Here is a 16,254-nt window from a genome sequence, read left to right on the forward strand (position 1 = left end):
ATTATCTCTCCTAAAAAAATTTTTGCGAAATCACCTCTGAAAAAGCTTTGATATATTTGCAAAAGACTTATTTAAATTTTTATAAAGACCATGGTATATTTTATATATATCGTTATAAACATTTACTTCGGCATCATCCGGGAAGACACTGTCCATGGTTTTTATAATACTCCTAGATGCTTCATTGACATCTCTGAAAGCACCAGCTCCTACCGCAGCTAGTATTGCAGCTCCAAATGCCGGACCTTCGGTAGAATTCACTACATCAACTCTTAAGTTAAATACACTCGCCAGGATCCGCCGCCACAAAGTGCTCGTCGCACCTCCACCACTTACCCTTGCGGATTTTATCGGAATCTGCATTTCCCTTATTATTTCCAGGGAATCCCTGAGTCCAAAAGCCACACCTTCCAGTATAGCTCTGGTCATGTCTCCTCTTTTATGCGTTATATTCAAACCTATAAAAGAGCCTCTTGCATCCGGATCATTGTAAGGGGTCCTTTCGCCCATTAAATACGGTAGAAATATGATGCCATTGCTTCCCGGAGAACTCTTTTCTGCTTCTTCCAGTAATAGATCATAACCGTTTTTCTCACCGTAAGTGGTCACATTTTCAACCCACCACTTTAGACATGACGCTGCTGAAAGCATAACTCCCATCACATGCCATTTCCCGTTGGCATGGCAGAAAGAATGTAATCTGCTTTCCTCATCAACACTGTAGCTGTCCTGGCATGCGAACACGACACCTGAAGTACCTAATGCCACCGATATTATACCGCTTTCTACAGTACCTGTACCAACCGCACCGCAGGCTTGATCTCCTCCCCCTCCAACCACGGGAGTACCGGCAATCAGGCCTGTTTCATCTGCTGCCCATTGAGAAATCTTGCCGGTGACTTCATAAGATTCATAGCATTCTGGAAGAACGCTTTCGGAAATCCCAACTATTTCAAGCATCTTTTGTGACCATTTTCTATTTTCAACGTCAAAAAGTAATGTACCTGACGCGTCTGATACATCGGTAGCATATTCTCCCGTCAATTTAAACCTAATAAAATCCTTTGGGAGGAGAATATGGGCTATTTTTTCAAATATATGTTTTTTATGGTTTTTTACCCATAAAATTTTAGGTGCCGTAAAACCAGCGAGAGCTTTATTACCGGTATATTTTGCGAGCAAACTTACTCCGATTGTATTATTTAAATAATCACACTCTTCTTGTGTTCTTTGGTCACACCATAAAATTGCAGGCATTAAAACTCGATCGTTTTTATCAAGTGCCACCAAACCGTGCATCTGGCCGCTCAACCCTACGGCCTTTATTGCTTCGGCAGGTACTTTCGACTTTTCTAATATTTCTCTGATTCCGTCTTTAACCCCCCTCCACCAATCTTCAGGATCCTGCTCAGCCCATCCGACATGCGGATAGTGCAACGGATATTGTCTGGAGGTTGTAAAAATAGATGTTCCGTTCATATCCATCAAAATGATTTTAACCGAGGAAGTCCCCACATCAATGCCCAAAAAATACATTTTCTTTTCACCTATTATTCTTAGATTTTATAAAGTCCCGCTTTATCGTCGGACTCAAATAGACACATATAGTGTTTAAGCATGCGCTTGTATCCTTCCTTCGCAGATCTAAAAGCATTAAACAAATTCGGTGGCACTTTTACAACTTTTCCGGTTTCAAAATCCTCTTCCTCTGCTGCTATATCGCCATTCTTAATGTATTCATACATCGCATTCAAGCCCGCATTGCTCAAATCGGTAAACAGGTTGACTTTTTGAATTCCCATTTTTACAGCTTTCTTTAAGTTCTCATCGCCCGTACCGGATCCGCCGTGGATAACCAATGGCACATCAACCGCGGAACTTATTTTTTCAAGCAGTTCAAAATCTATCCTCGGAAGGCCTCTGTAAGTTCCGTGAGAAGTCCCTATGGCTACCGCCAGCATATCCACCCCGGTTTGCTTCACATATTCGACTGCTTCGTCAACTTTTGTAAGGCCCTCATCCCGTGTTTTTTCATACTCATATCCCTGTCCCACATGCCCCAGTTCAGCTTCTACGGATACTCCTGCCGCATGTGCTATCTTTACTATTTCCTTTACCTGGGCTACATTTTCTTCAAAAGGAAGAGTGGACCGATCAACCATAATGGATGTATAGCCTTCTTTTATGGCCTTTATAGCTATTTCAAAGGAAGTTCCATGATCCAAATGTAACGAGGCAATTACGTGAGAAAACTTTTCAGCATAGTATTTCACAATAGGGCCTAGTTTTTCGACGCCGTGGGGTTCAGCCACATCTATTATTATGGGTGCGTTTAGTTCGCTTGCGGCTTCAAATGCCGCTTCTACGGTTTCCATATTAATTACATTAGGAGCAGCAACACCAAAGCCATATTGTTTTGCTTTTTCAAGTATGACCTTTGTCGAAACAAGCATGATTATATCTCTCCATCTTTGTGCCGTTTTATGAATTCAAGAGTATCGGCTAATGACTTTATACCAGCTGATGCTCCGTAACTGGTGACGCAAAGCGCTCCAGCAGCATTCCCCAATTCCAGGGATTCCTCAAGGGAAAATTCTCTAACGATTCCTGTTAGAAACCCGGCTACAAACGAATCCCCTGCTCCAGTGGTATCTTTAACCTCAACCTTAAAAGGCGGCATATATATCTGTTCCTGCTTATTGCAGCCGAAACTACCTGCCGAGCCCATTTTTATAACAACGGTTTTAATTCCATAAGACATGAAGAACTCTGCAATTTTTTCAGGTTTTTCTTCACCACTTATCATTTTAGCCTCATCTATACTCGGTATAAAAATATCAATGTAGGGAAGGCATGGCTCAATCGTTTTTAGCCATCTTCCACTGGCATCCCAAGCAGTATCTACTGATGTCGTCACTCCCATTTCTTTTATTCTTTTTAGGGCTTTTGCAGTTTCAATCCCATCAAACTTGGGCATCAGGAAACTTCCAGCTATGTGCACTATTTTGTTACCCTTTAACAGTTCAAAGTTCATGTCATCCAACCCAAATTCCGCATTTGCCCCTACATAATGAATAAAGCTCCGTTCTCCGCTCTTATCTACTATTACAATCGTGCTGGAAGTATTTTTTACATCAGTTCTGACTATTCCCCCTGTATCTACGCCTTCTTTTTTTAATGAATCTATTAAAAATTCTCCCAGGTAATCGCAGCCTACCTTTCCGATTAATCCGGTTTTTATTCCCAGCCTAGAAAGGGCTATTGCAGTGTTTACCGCACATCCTCCCGTATAAAGACCTATACTATCCACTGTAACCAGTCTTCCCGCTTCCGGATATTCAATAACTGGCGCACCGATAATGTCGGCCACTAAAATACCTATACAGGTTACTTCAGGCAAAAATTTAACCCCCAATCTAGTCCTCAATTTCAGGTATTCTTTTTATTCTTGGGTCCGTAAATATGTCTGATTCATCATCGCTGTGGGAGGAAAACTCGGAAACTATAGCACCTTCCTCTCCTGCCTGGAACCAATGCAATGTATTGGGCTCTATGGTATATTGCTCACCCGGGTTTAATTCGATCTCATGCCAGACGGTATAATACTGTTCGCTCCCTTTAGGCGGTCTGCAGTGAGGGTTTTCAGTCTTTTCCCCCTCTACATACAAATATACTTTTCCGTATCTGCAGCGGAAGGTTTCCTGCTTTCCCGGCTTGCCGTTTACCGGAGGATGCCTGTGCTCCGGGCATGTTTGTCCGGGGAACAGCACCAATTCCTTGGCGCAATACCTGTCGGTGTTGACATAGACTAGGAGCTGAAGACCTGTATTTTCTAAATCACCCAAGCCGAAGTCCGCAACCTCAATGTTCTCCTTTTCCTCGGGGGTTATTGCTATATTGGCCTTTTTCAATGCTTCATAAACTTTTTCCTGAATTTCTTTTACTTTTGACTTTTTCAACACCTTTCTACACCCCTCTTCTTTTTAGAATGAAAAATGTCTAACGTTGTCATAAAAAATATATATTGTATTAATTATTTTTTTTAATCATAGTACAGCCGCAGGAATCCCTTATGATCAACTGGGTAGGTAATACAACTTTTTCCAATTTGGATTCTCCATCCATCTGTTTAAACAGGATATTTGCTGCGTGCCTTCCTATTTCATAGGCCGGCTGGGACATTACAGTCAGATGAGGTCTGAATCCTTCTGCCCATTTAATGTCATCGAAGGTCACCAATGCTATATCCCTCGGCGCTTCTAAAGAATAATATTCCAGCGCTTTCATAGCGCCCAAGGCCATCACGTTATTACTTGTAAAAATGGCTTGAGGTCTGTTACCGCTGCTTATTATTTCTTTTGTTGCTCGATACCCATCTTGTGCAGTTTTATTATCGAGCTTGATTAGTTCAGCAATCGGGGTAATACCAAATTCATACAATGCTCTTTTAAATCCTTCGTATCTCTTGTCGCTCGTCGTAACGCCCATAGTATGGGATATATATGCAATTTTCGTGTAACCGTGGTCCACTATAAGATGTTTTGTGAGTTCGTATGCCCCTCTTTCATTATCTACAGTAACTGACGATACTTCTAATTCTTCGACATCTCTATCGATGAATACAATTGGAACATTCTTTAATAGAGGCTTCAAATACTCCTTAGAACCTGCCGAAGGAACAATTATCATCCCTTCAATCTGTTTTTCAGTAAAAACCCTAGTGTATAATTTCTCTTTTGAAAGCATCTCATCAGAGTTTGCAAGCAGCATGCTGTAATTTCTACTGAGAGCGACATCTTCTATTCCTCTAACTATATTGCTATAGAAATTGTTCGTAATATCTGCGATAATCACACCTATGGAGTAAGTTTTTTTAATCCTTAGTCCTCTCGCAACTGCGTTCGGGCGGTATCCCAAGGTTTTAATTGCTTTTAAAACCTTCTCCCGGGTCTCCGGTTTAACCTTGCTGGAATTATTTATAACCCTCGATACTGTTTTAAGTGATACTCCTGCTTCTCTTGCTACATCCTTTATTGTAGGTTGTTTACGTATATTTTTCATCTAACACCTCTGTATTTTGATAACGTTGTCATTATGCTATATTATTTCGCCATAAATTTTGGTTTTCCTGCTACAAAAAAATTTTTTATGCTATTCTTTTTAAAGGCTTTTTAGCCTCAATTTAGTTCTCTGGAGCCGCGTAAAAATTTTGCCCATACTATATATTTTCCCTCCGGGATGGTATACTAAGATAAAAACACCCGAAGGGCTGGTATTTTTATGAAGCGTATTGTTGAACTCGACTTTTTCCGCGGCATAGCCATCGTGCTGATGGTAATATTCCATGCCGTTTTCGACCTTTCCTACTACTTCGGCGTCGACATCGATTATACCCGCGGCTTCTGGTACTACGAGGGGAAGCTTTCAGCTATTATGTTCATAGCTATCGCTGGCATAAGCTCCTGTTTCAGCTGCCGCCCCGTTTTAAGAGGCATCCGCATCTTTCTGCTCGGTATGGCCCTCACGGCGGCAACCTACACCCTGGATAAAACCAACTATATAAAATTCGGGATACTTCACTTCCTGGGCTCTGCCTATATGATCTCAGGGCTCTTAAAAAGAATGAAGCCGGCGGCAGTGATCCTTCTCGGCACTGCCACAATCGCAACCGGTATCTATTTCAACACCCTAACGGTCCGGAATCCATATGTTTTCCCTTTCGGGCTTACGACCCGCTCTTTCGCTTCCCTGGACTATTACCCCCTCCTGCCCTACTTCGGTGTCTTCCTCTACGGCACGGCCTTGGGACAACTGTTTTACGCCAGGGGATTCAGGCTCCTCGGCACCCTTACCGAAAACCCTTTATCCCGCCTGGGACGGCACTCCCTCTTTATCTATCTGGTTCACCAGCCAATCCTCCTTTTTCTCTTCTACCTTGTCCGGAGAACGGGTCTACTCTAATATCGCTTTCACCCAATTAAATATTACAAGTTTGTTACATATAAAGGAAATTCCCCGGGCGCATAGAATTAGAATATTTAGGAAAGGGACACCAAAAAAAATTAACAAGGAGTTGAATTCAAAATGCACCTGGGAATCATCGCCAAGCGGATTCTACCGGCTTTTCTTGCATTTTTCCTGCTTTTCTCTTCTGCGTTCCAGGGCTTAGCTCAAGAGGTGCTCCTCCACGAAGAAGTGGACGGGTTTCCGGTAACCCGGGGAGTCACCTATGAAGGAAGGACGGTATTTACATCCCTGGGGTGGCAAAAAATACATATCCTGAAAGTAGACCTGACTTCGGAAAATGTGGACATAGATGCCATAATGAACACGAAAGGGCTTTCGGAGCGCCAGATCCTGAGCAGGATGGTAGCGGAAAACGGAGCTGTTGCCGGTGTGAACGGCGACTTCTTCATAATGGCCAATCCTTCATCGCCCATAGGCGTCCAGGTGACCGACGGTGAACTTATCTCGTCTCCATCCAACAGAAAGGACATGGCCGCCTTTGCCCTTACATTTGAAAAGATACCCCAGCTGCTGCGCCTGGAATTCACCGGAAAGGTGGAAGCTCCCGACGGCACTTCCTTTGAGATCGGTGGTGTAAATAAGGTGGGTACCGGACAAGGCAGGATAATGGTCTATACCCCGGACTTCGGAAAAACCACCCCGGCATTACCGGCGGGCACTCCCGATATGACATTCGCCGTTATCGAAAACGGCGAGGTTGTCAACATCTTTGACGGAAGATCGGCCGAAATTCCGCATGACTCCCTTATACTCGCCGCCATAGGAGCAGGCTCGGAGTTTTTAAAAAATAAGTTTGCAATCGGAGACGTTGTAAAGATCGACCTAAAGATTACGCCCGACATTTCAAACCTAAAAATGGCTCTGGGCGGCGGTGCGGTTCTTGTGGAAAACGGGGCAATACCCCCCACCTTCTCTCACAACATAGCGGGGCAAAACCCCAGAACGGCTATAGGTTTTACGAAAGACGGCAAGACTCTCATACTGGCTGTGGTGGACGGAAGGCAGGCGGAAAGCAGGGGTATGACCCAGGAAGAGCTGGCCCGGCTGATGTTGAACCTGGGTGCTTACAACGCCATTAACCTGGACGGCGGAGGCTCGTCCACCATGGTAGTGAGGGCTCCAGGAGAAAAAGCTCCGGCCGTCATTAACAGCGTTTCGGAAAAAACCGAAAGGCCCGTCGTCAATGGCCTGGGCATCTTTGCAAAGTTACCCTCTTCGGGGAAGGTCCACGGCTTTAAAATAGTCGCTAGTTCCTTCAACATACCGAAAAAGGGCCACAGAGTATTTGATATAAAGGCCTTCGACGAGAACTACAATCCCGTCGATGTGGACCCAAGCCTTATCAGGTGGAGCGTTTCGGGGGGACTGGGCACTTTTAGCGGGAACGTACTTTACGCCGAAAAGAGCGGCACCGGCACCGTTACGGCTTCTTTAGGTGACCTCAAAGCCTCCGTCAACATCAGGGTGCTGCAAGATACAGCGGCGATCGCCGTGGAACCCGCCAGGATTCAGCTTTCCCCGGGTGGGAAGAAATCCTTCGCAGTTTATGCAGTCGACAGAATGGGTTACAGAGCTCCGATTGAGCCGGTGGACATTACCTGGGAGGTCACCGGAAACCCCGGATACTTTGAAAACGGTGTATTTATTGCATCGACCAGCCCCGGGGTGGGTGCGGTTATCGCCCGATTCATGAATCTTAAAGCCGGCGCCCTGGTAAAGGTAGGAGACTCCGGAGAATTCGACGAATCGCTTTTGCCCCCTGTTCCGCTTCCCGTTGACGAGGCAAATACCCCGTTCCAGAGCGATAGCGTAACTTTCGGCGTTTTCGGGGACCTATTGATGGGCACTAACTACAGTCAGGCCTACCAAAAGACCTTCAATATGGCGTCTTCGGTCTTTGGGCGTTTTAAGACCGGGTTCAACGTTATCGCGGGTCGGGCCTATGTCGGCGGCCTTGCCCCGCAGAACGGCAGCGCAGCGGCAGTCCTCAAAAATTACAGGATGGCCGGATCCGGCTATTCCACCCACGCTGTCGCCGGAACCTTCTTTATATTCCTGGACGCTTCGAAGGGCAGCCTGAGGCTTACCAACCCCGGCCAGTGGTTGAAACTTAAAGAGGACGTAAAATCTGCCGCTTCCAAATATAAAAACATCATTGTGGTCCTGGACAGAACTCCCGAGGCTTTCAAAGATCCGCTGGAGGGCGACCTCCTCAAAAAGGTCCTTTCCGATCACAGGGATGCTTACCGAAACATGTGGGTGATTTCCGGAGGGGCGGAAAAATTTTCGACCAGAATGGAGGACGGGATCAGATACGTAAACGTCCCCGGAGTAAACGCTCGAGAACCGGCAGCTGTGCTGGTCAATATTCAGGGAGACAGAATAAACTACAGGGTGGTACCGTTACTTGAAAAGATCATCACCGAAACTCCAGCGCTTAAAATGGGCCAGCCAACGGTTCTCAAGATCTACGGTATCTCTCCTGCGGGCCATAAAATACAGCTCGGCTACCCGTATTCCGTAGAATACGCCGTATCCCCTGCCGGGTCGGCGAGCTTCGACGCAAAAACCCTTACCATCAACGCAAAAAAATCTGGTGAAATTTACCTCACCGTCAAAACCGAAGGCCTCACAGAAAAAATAAGGCTTCAGGTGGTTGATCTTACCGTTAAGGTCAACGGCGTCGAGGTGGACTTTCCTGATCAGCAGCCCTACATCAACAGCGAGCAGCGCACCATGGTGCCCGTCAGGTTCATTTCTGAGAGCCTGGGTGCCAGGGTTCATTGGGACAGTAAAAACAACATGGTCATAATAGAGGGCAACGGGAAAAATATCAGCCTTAAGATAGGCGAGAAAAAAGCGATCTTGAACGGAAAGACCGTGCCTTTCGACACCAAGGCCGAGCTGAAGAACTCCAGGACAATGGTTCCGCTGAGATTCGTGAGCGAGGTGCTCGGGGCAAAGGTGGTATGGAACCCTGCCGCAAAAACGGTGGAAATAAGCCGTTAGTTCTGACTATATAAAAGAGGGATATGAAATCCCTCTTTTTTTTTTTCTGCGATTAAAGTGTTGCCTTTATAAAGGAACCCCCATTGCCGACTAATCATATATTATAACAAGAAAATGAAAGGAGGTGCCTGAATGTCCGGCGGATTTTTCGACGACCGCAGGAGATTCTTTGACGATCGCAAGGCGTTTATAGTATTTCTGATACTGATTCTTCTATTGTTAGGCGAAAAAGATTTCCACGACAAGTGCTAAGCCTTGTTATATAAACATGAGCCGTGCCCTAGGCACGGCTCTTATTATGTCGTTCCTGGCGCCCATCCCCAGTTCTTCGGCGTATTCCAGCTGCACCAGGCCATTGGCCTCCGGGTGCACGGCGGCGAACTTATCCTCCCCGGGATGGAAATTTCACGACCCTTTTCTCACTCGCCAATCAAAATGTTGCCTTTAAAAGTAACCCCGATTACCGATTTATCATATATTATAACTAGAAAATGTTAAAGGAGGTACCGAAATGTCCCACAGATTTTTTGATGATCGCAAGGCGTTTATAGTATTCCTGATACTTATTCTTCTCCTGTTGGGCGACTTTAAAGACTTCGATGATAAGTGCTAAGCCCTGTTATAAGCACGAGCCGTGCCATAGGCACGGCTCTTATTTTGTCTTCTAGTTTAACTCCACCAGCTCGTATTTCCTGGTGCCCATCCCTAGTTCTTCGGCGTATTCCAGCTGCACCAGGCCATTGGCCTCCGGGTGAACGGCAGCGAATTTATCCTCACCGGGTTCGAAACCCCTACCTGCCTCTCCCAGAGCACTGTTCCTGTGCCCGTGCTGGCTCGTTACCAGGTCGTAGCTCGCCTGGTCTATGGCCACCGGGTCCAGCGACGCCAGGATGCCTACATCGGGCACCAGCGGTGCGTCACTCCAGGGGGTGCAATCGCACAGCGGAGTTACGTTCATCACGAAGTTCATGAACGCTATTTTGCCTTTTTTTGTGAGGAAGGCTCCGTAGGCGTGCTCGGTCATCCTCTCAATGAACTCCCGGTTATCGGTCTTCCACTGGGGTTTAATCACGCCGAAGTAGCACATCGAGATGCACTCGCCGCAGCCGACGCATTTTTCGGGATCTATATACGCCGCCCCGTCTACCAGCGAAATCGCCTCCTCGGGGCAGTTTTTGATACAGGATAGACACTTCCTGCAGTTTTTATCCACGAAGGGCTTCAATGTGGAGTGCTGCTGCTGCTTGCCAGCGGCAGGGGCGCATCCCATGGCCAGGTTCTTTATGGCCCCGCCGAAACCCGCCGTCTCGTGGCCTTTAAAATGGGACATGACAATCATGGAATTGGCGTAATAAATCCCGGATGCGATCTTCACAGTCTCGAAATGCTTTTTCCCTATCTTAACTTCAACTGAGTCTTTGCTCACAATACCGTCGGCGATAACCACGGGGGCCCCGGCCACTGCATACGCAAAACCGTTTTCAATTGCGGTCACAACATGGTCAACGCCGTTGCTCCTGGAACCTTTGTAGAGGGTATTCGTGTCCGTCAGGAAAGGTTTGCCTCCGCTATTTTTAACCTTTTCCACCACCTGCCGGACGAATATTGGGTTTATGTAAGCGTTGTTTCCCTTTTCTCCGAAATGAATCTTTATCGCCACAAGGTCGTTTTCGGATATGATGCTTTTAAATCCAGCGGCATCGAAGAGCTTCGTGACCTTCGCTGAAAGGCTTTGGGAACGCTTTTTTGCGCGCATGCTGTAAAAATACACTTTTGCACTCATGGAAATCCCCCCCAAAAAGCATATCTCAGATTCGATTTTACCACAATTCCGCTGCAAAGAATATACAAATTTTAAGCCCGCACCGCTTAGTGAACTGCCCCCTGTCAAGTAGACAGTTGAAATAATAAAAACCGTTTACTTCAGAGGGGAGCATATCACCTAGCGGTGCGGGCTTACAGTTCCTCTACAGCACTCCTTTTATCTTACGAACACGAAATACAGCACGAAGGTTGCCGTGAGCACGTACATCATCCAGTGGACCTCCCTACCCCTGCCGGACAGGAGCATCAGCAGGGTATAGGATATGAAGCCCACAGCAAGCCCCATCGATATGCTGAAGGTAAGGGGCATGAGCACGGCGGTGATAAAGGCGGGAAAAGCCTCGTAAAAGTTATCGAATTTTATCTCATTAAGGCTGCTCGCCATAAAAATGCCCACTATTATCAGGGCCGGAGCGGTGGCCTGGGACGGTACTGCCAGCGCTAAGGGCGAGAATAATATACTGGCTATGAAAAGCAGCGATACAACCACCGAAGTGAGGCCCGTCCTGCCTCCCACGCTTACGCCGGCGGCGCTTTCCACATAGGTGGTGGTGTTGCTGGTGCCCAGCAGTGAACCTATGACGGTACCAAGAGAATCGGCAAGCAGAGCCCTGTTGCCATTCTTTAAATTGCCCTTCTCATCTATCATGCCGGTGCGGCTGGCAACCCCGACGAAGGTACCGATGGTGTCGAAAAGGTCGGCAAAGAAAAGGGAGAATATCACCGGAAACATCGAGAACTTCAGGGCTCCGGCTATATCGAGCTTTAAAAGCCCCGGCGCCATGCTGGGGGGTGCGGAGATAAGAGACCCCGGCAATTTGGTAATCCCCATAGGTATCCCGATTATGGTGGTTATTATTATTCCCAGGAGCATCCCGCCCCTGACTCCCCGGGCCACCAGGACCGCGGTAACTATAAGGCCGATGGTAGCGAGCAGGGTGCCCGGGTCTTTGAAGTTGCCCAGATCCACGAAAGTAGCTGGATTTGAAACTATTATGCCCGCGTTTTTAAAACCTATAAAGGCTATGAAAAGCCCTATACCTGCACCCACTGCGTGCTTCAGCGGCAGCGGAATTGCTCTGATAAGCATCTCCCTGAGGCCGGTCAGCGTAACGATTACAGCGATTATACCCGAGATAAATACCGCACCAAGAGCGGTCTGCCAGGGAATCTGCATTTTTCCTACCATTACGTAGGCGAAGAAAGCGTTGAGGCCCATACCGGGCGCAAGGGCGAAAGGATAGTTGGCGTAAAGCCCCATGAACATAGTCGAAACGGCGGCAGCCAGGGCGGTGGCCATAAAAACCGCTCCCTGGTCCAGGCCCGCATCCTTGAGGACTATCGGATTGACCAGGAGTATATAGGCCATCGTGACAAAAGTGGTGAGACCCGCGGTGACCTCAGTCCTGACATCGGTTCCGCTTTCGGAGAGGTTAAAGAGTCTGTCCATCAGATTACCGGATGACTTGCTGTAAATTGCCATCTCGTCCTTCAAATGTATCCCTCCACGTTTTATTATTCCCCCAGCAAAAAACAAAAAGTCCCCGACTACGGGGAAAAGAAACTTTCCCCTATAGCCTGCGGTGGTTTACGGCCACCCGGTAGAGACTTCCGGGCCATATTCCCGGAATTATATAGGGGGTAGACGTTAATATTTTTTTGATACCTGTATGTTACCAGATACAGCTCAAAAAGTCAATATAAAATCGAACATTTATTAATAAATTTTCATGAATGTTCGCTTATTTACTGTATCTTAAATGGAAAAATTTTTGTATAATATTAGGCAAATACAGCAAAAGGTGGAAGAGCTATGAAAACCTTTATGGTTGAAGGCCCGAGCCCTAATCTTTCGGCTTCTGTAGACACGGCCTGCAGGGCCGTGGTATGCAAAAAAGTTGAAGGCGGCTATATCATCGACATAAATGGCGAAAGGATCTTAGCCAGGACCGACCTCGGGTTTGCGGAAGGTCAGACCCTCACCCTGAAACCGGTCCGGTTCTCAGCTGACCAGATCGTGTTTAAAGTACTAAACCGGCAGGATAAAGCAACCCACCGCCCCCCGGCCGCTACTCCTGCCGGGAGGGACCTTTTGCCCATTCTTACCCTGTCCAAACTCAACATCCCCATAACCCAAAACCGGCTGAAAATATTTTCCCGGGTCATTGAAAAACTGGTCGAGGAAATCGACCGCCCCCGTGAAAACCCGACCCTCGAAGACGAGATTCTGCCCCGTTCGACCGGGGATCTTTGGAATAACGCCGTAGAAGAAAAGCCCGGTTCCGCTGCCCGGGAAGCTGCGGAGCCCAGCACCTTCATCCGGATAGCGCTGAAGGTTCTGAATGCGGCCCACGCCGACCTTAAAGACGTAAAGGTGGCCTTTTTCTCTGTTGGTCATCCATTTTTCGGAAATATACTGCTAAAGGTAAAAAGGCGGCGGGAAGAACGCCAAGGGTCACCGCCCGTTAACCTTTCTTTCCTGGTCAACATAGCAGGCCTGGGAAGAATTCTTGTGAATCTTACTTATTCAAAGGGAGTCATAGACGGTAGTTTGGTGTTCGAGGATAGGGAAAAGCTGGATATTGCGAGGAAAAGATACGAGGACATAAGGGAGAAGATCCCTCGCTCCCTGGTGGTCGAATCCCTCCGGTGGAAATGGCAAAAAGTAGACATCGATAAATTTCTTTTCGAGGACCTTGATCCCTCCGGCATCAACAGCGGCGTGGACATAACCGTATGAATAAAACCGTAAAAAGGAGAGGCTAGCGTGAGTGAAAGGGAAAAATTTCCTCAAAGGAAAGCCGTTGCTTTAAAATACGACCCCGAAAAAGATGGAGCCCCCAGGGTGGTGGCTTCGGGCAGGGGCGAAACCGCCGAAAGAATAATACAAACAGCAAAGGAACACGGCATTCCCCTCCACACTGACCCGGAACTGGCCGGGGCCCTTCTTTCGGTGGAAGTCGGACTTGAAATCCCACCCGAACTCTACAGAGCTGTCGCAGAAATTCTTGCCTTCATATACCGGCTGGATAGGGATTTTAAAGAGACTCTTGATTAAGAATTCTTTACGTATTTCCTTGTAATAAATCTGTAACATAAAATTGTGAAATATTTTTTTAAATAATGTTATAATTTCCATAAAGGGAGGTGATGGAAAGTTCCAGAAAACGTACCTTAATATCATATCAGGGAGGGAAAACATTATGAAAAGATTCAAGGCCCCTTTTGCATGGGCGCTTATCCTTCTTTTCTTTCTTTCGACCTTTCCCGCTTCTACTTTCGCCGGTGAAAATCCGAAATTCTCACAGGAGCAGGCCGTCGAGCTCGTAAAAAAGTTTTTCGACACCAGCATCTATGACAAATTTTCTATAGACTATAGTGAAACATCCGAAGGCAGGATGTGGAATCTAAACTGGAGTACCTCCAAAGAGCCCTATAAGAGGCTCTACGTTACGGTGGACGCCGATAGGGGATACATAAAACACCTCTCCAATTACTCCGGCGAAGATACTCGAAAAGGTACCCTTTTGCCTAAGATTTCCGAAGAGGATGCGAAAAAGATTGCTCAAGGATTTGCGACAAAGCTTCAGCCTGAAGAATTTGCAATGACCGTCTACCGCAGGCAGGTTGCCCCCCCGGTAAGGCCACTGATCGACGTTCACACCCGCCAGTATCACCTTTATTTTGAAAGAGTTTACGAGGGTATCCCTGTAATCGACAACGGTTTTAACATCACCGTAGACGCCTTTACCGGTGAAGTCACCAACTACAGCTTCCAGTGGACCTTTGAAGCACTGCCGTCTCCGAAAAAAATTTTACCCAAAGAGGATGCCGAAAAGGTATTCCTTGAAAAATCCGGATTGACTTTGATGTACAGGCGGTTTTACAATTACGAAACAAGAGAGCAAAAGGTTAAACTGGTATATCAGGTCAATAATCCCAACAGCTTTTACGTGGACGCCTTCACCGGAGAGGAGCTGAGCCAGGGATATTCCAACGGGAATCCCGTATTCTTTGACGGCTACGGAGCCGGAGAAGCCAAGCGGGCTTTGGATGAACTGACGCCCCAGGAACAGAAGGAACTGGATGCTGCAAAAAAATTGATCCCCAAGGAAAAAGCCGTTGAGGTCGTAAAAAAATACGTGGAAATACCCGGTAATTACGAGCAGCGGTATGCAGGGCTTTACGAGGATTACGACAACCCCGGGCGCAGGGTGTGGAGCATCAGCTGGGAGAAAAATTCCGGAAAGCCCGAAGATTACGGCTCAATAAACGCCCGGGTTGACGCATCGACCTCGGAACTCCTGAGTTTCGATATATACGACAGCTCGCGCTACAGAGATGACTTTAAGCAGAACATCGATCGGGAAGCAGCCGAGGAAAAAGCAAATGATTTCCTTAAAAAGGTGCAGCCTGAAAAGCACTTGATGGTTAAACTCGAAAACCCTGAAAATCAGCAGCCGGTTCCGGAAAAAACAAGAGAATTCGTATTTAATTACACAAGGCAGGTCAACGGAATACCCTTCCCGGACAACGGTTTCAGTGTAACCGTCGACGCCCGGACCGGCAAGATCTTAAGTTATTACAGCAGATGGTCCGATGCCACCTTCCCCGAGCCTAAAGGTGTCGTAGATAAAGACCGGGCCCAAGACCTCTTCCTCGAAAAAGTAGGCCTGCAGCTGGGATACATACGGTTCAATGAATCCGAAAGGAGCGGTAGTGGATACAGGCTCGTATACGGTGTCAACCCGTCGCCCTCGTACACCTTCGACGCCTTCGACATGAAGCCCCTGGATTATGCCGGCAATCCCATCGAGGAAAAGCCCAAACCCGAGTTCACCGATATTAGAGGCCACTGGGCCGAAAAGGAAGTGCAATTGCTTGTAAATATGGGCATCATCGATTCGCAGGGCGAAAAGTTCGGCCCCGACGAAAAAATCACCGCCGCCGAATTCCTTAAAATGATGCTTGCCGCCACCGGTAATTACCCGGTTGAAACGGCGCGGGAGCTTATGCTCAAATACGGAATCCCCACACCGCCAGAAAAGGACGGCAAAGAGGCCGAAAAGATAATCGACGCCGCCGTCAGGGCGGGGTTTGTTAAAAAAGGCGAGGTTCAGGGTGAAGGTCCCATTACGCGGGAACTCATGGCGGCAATCCTGGTGAGAGCCATGGGGTATGACAGGGTCGCTTCCCTTCAGGATACATACGTTATCAAAGCGGAAGACGGCGCGTCGGTCAATCCCGTTTACAGAGGCCATGCAGCCATCGCCATGGGTCTCGGCCTGATCAAGGGCGTTTCCGGCAGATTCCTGCCGCAGGTCCCGGTTACAAGAGCCCAGGCTGCTGTTGTCTTGGTGCGTTTTATGAACACGGAAAGGTAATGTTTAAAAA

At 47.3% G+C, this 16,254-nt stretch carries 12 protein-coding genes and 1 riboswitch; of the genes, 5 read left to right on the plus strand and 7 right to left on the minus strand.

Features of this window, described 5'->3' with window-relative positions; genetic code table 11:
- Window positions 1-30: 30 nt before the first annotated feature.
- The 5 genes from xylB to TOCE_RS09465 form a co-directional block, all read right to left on the minus strand.
- Window positions 31-1,536 (minus strand): xylulokinase, encoded by a 1,506-nt coding sequence (gene xylB, locus TOCE_RS09445; RefSeq protein ID WP_013276625.1) that lies wholly within the window; start codon window positions 1,534-1,536, stop codon window positions 31-33.
- 20 nt (window positions 1,537-1,556) lie between these two features.
- Complete coding sequence (locus TOCE_RS09450) at window positions 1,557-2,453, minus strand: class II fructose-bisphosphate aldolase (protein ID WP_013276626.1); 897 nt, start codon at window positions 2,451-2,453, stop codon at window positions 1,557-1,559.
- 2 nt (window positions 2,454-2,455) lie between these two features.
- On the minus strand, window positions 2,456-3,400 hold the full coding sequence (locus TOCE_RS09455) for a carbohydrate kinase family protein (protein ID WP_041424229.1): 945 nt from the start codon (window positions 3,398-3,400) through the stop codon (window positions 2,456-2,458).
- Between the two features lie 16 nt (window positions 3,401-3,416).
- Entirely contained in the window at window positions 3,417-3,935 is a 519-nt protein-coding gene (locus tag TOCE_RS09460; protein ID WP_425358481.1) for a D-lyxose/D-mannose family sugar isomerase, read from the minus strand.
- Window positions 3,936-4,029: 94 nt separating this feature from the next.
- Complete coding sequence (locus TOCE_RS09465; protein ID WP_013276629.1) at window positions 4,030-5,061, minus strand: LacI family DNA-binding transcriptional regulator; 1,032 nt, start codon at window positions 5,059-5,061, stop codon at window positions 4,030-4,032.
- Window positions 5,062-5,280: 219 nt separating this feature from the next.
- Between TOCE_RS09465 and TOCE_RS09470 the strand changes: the two genes are divergently transcribed.
- Both TOCE_RS09470 and TOCE_RS09475 read left to right on the plus strand, forming a co-directional pair.
- Window positions 5,281-5,961: a heparan-alpha-glucosaminide N-acetyltransferase gene (locus tag TOCE_RS09470; RefSeq protein WP_013276630.1), complete on the plus strand. Its 681-nt coding sequence runs from the start codon at window positions 5,281-5,283 to the stop codon at window positions 5,959-5,961.
- 123 nt (window positions 5,962-6,084) lie between these two features.
- Window positions 6,085-9,036 carry a phosphodiester glycosidase family protein gene (locus TOCE_RS09475; RefSeq protein WP_013276631.1) on the plus strand — a complete coding sequence of 984 codons (2,952 nt, stop codon included), beginning with the start codon at window positions 6,085-6,087 and terminating at the stop codon, window positions 9,034-9,036.
- Between the two features lie 664 nt (window positions 9,037-9,700).
- On the opposite strand, the gene TOCE_RS09480 is transcribed toward TOCE_RS09475, so the two are convergent.
- Both TOCE_RS09480 and TOCE_RS09485 read right to left on the minus strand, forming a co-directional pair.
- Window positions 9,701-10,819: a DUF362 domain-containing protein gene (locus TOCE_RS09480; RefSeq protein ID WP_013276634.1), complete on the minus strand. Its 1,119-nt coding sequence runs from the start codon at window positions 10,817-10,819 to the stop codon at window positions 9,701-9,703.
- 198 nt (window positions 10,820-11,017) lie between these two features.
- Window positions 11,018-12,355 (minus strand): NCS2 family permease, encoded by a 1,338-nt coding sequence (locus TOCE_RS09485; protein ID WP_013276635.1) that lies wholly within the window; start codon window positions 12,353-12,355, stop codon window positions 11,018-11,020.
- Between the two features lie 59 nt (window positions 12,356-12,414).
- Window positions 12,415-12,518, minus strand: a riboswitch (purine riboswitch).
- A 155-nt stretch (window positions 12,519-12,673) separates the two neighbouring features.
- Here TOCE_RS09485 and TOCE_RS09490 point away from each other — a divergent pair.
- The 3 genes from TOCE_RS09490 (at window position 12,674) to TOCE_RS09500 (ending at window position 16,244) form a co-directional block, all read left to right on the plus strand.
- Window positions 12,674-13,600, plus strand: coding sequence for a hypothetical protein (locus TOCE_RS09490; RefSeq protein ID WP_013276636.1), 927 nt, complete (start codon window positions 12,674-12,676; stop codon window positions 13,598-13,600).
- A 27-nt stretch (window positions 13,601-13,627) separates the two neighbouring features.
- Window positions 13,628-13,918, plus strand: coding sequence for an EscU/YscU/HrcU family type III secretion system export apparatus switch protein (locus TOCE_RS09495; protein WP_013276637.1), 291 nt, complete (start codon window positions 13,628-13,630; stop codon window positions 13,916-13,918).
- A gap of 145 nt (window positions 13,919-14,063) precedes the next feature.
- The gene (locus TOCE_RS09500; protein WP_013276638.1) at window positions 14,064-16,244 is read left to right on the plus strand and encodes a YcdB/YcdC domain-containing protein; all 2,181 of its coding nucleotides are present in this window, start codon (window positions 14,064-14,066) and stop codon (window positions 16,242-16,244) included.
- Window positions 16,245-16,254 lie beyond the last annotated feature (10 nt).

The organism is Thermosediminibacter oceani DSM 16646, assembly GCF_000144645.1.
In the GTDB taxonomy this organism is placed as follows: Bacteria; Bacillota; Thermosediminibacteria; order Thermosediminibacterales; family Thermosediminibacteraceae; genus Thermosediminibacter; species Thermosediminibacter oceani.